Source organism: Bacillus sp. SIMBA_008, from assembly GCF_046535495.1.
Classification (GTDB): Bacteria; Bacillota; Bacilli; order Bacillales; family Bacillaceae; genus Bacillus; species Bacillus subtilis.
Map to the genome: position 1 here is coordinate 1 of NZ_JAWRWL010000095.1, position 373 is coordinate 373.

The window sequence follows — 373 nt, forward strand, 5'->3', positions numbered from 1 at the left end:
TGTACTTATCATCTTTTGTTAATAAAAGGTGGGCTTCATCAATTAACACGATGTCAGCTATATCACCTGACTTTGTCATCTGATTAATAAACGAGGTTGGCCTCATAATTTGTTTCTTCTTCAGATTTGGCAGACTCATTGCGATGTTTTGATATGTTTTAAGCATTTCCGCATGATTCACAAGTAAATAATTGCTCTTTTTGTTTAAGACAGATTCCATATCATTTGATAAATCCTGAATCGTATTAAAGAGAGAACTTAGTAAAACACTCTTCCCAGTTCCTGCATCACCCTCTATCGAAATCACATGGTGACCGGACTGTTTGATATGCTCTTTACAAAAAGATAAGATTTCATTTTTAATTTCTACTTG

The 373-nt window shown here is 33.8% G+C and carries 1 protein-coding gene; it reads right to left on the minus strand.

The annotated features are described in order from the left end of the window. Window positions 1-373 (minus strand): DNA/RNA helicase domain-containing protein (locus SB658_RS22305; protein WP_410602385.1); only part of this gene is annotated, 373 nt, incomplete at both ends.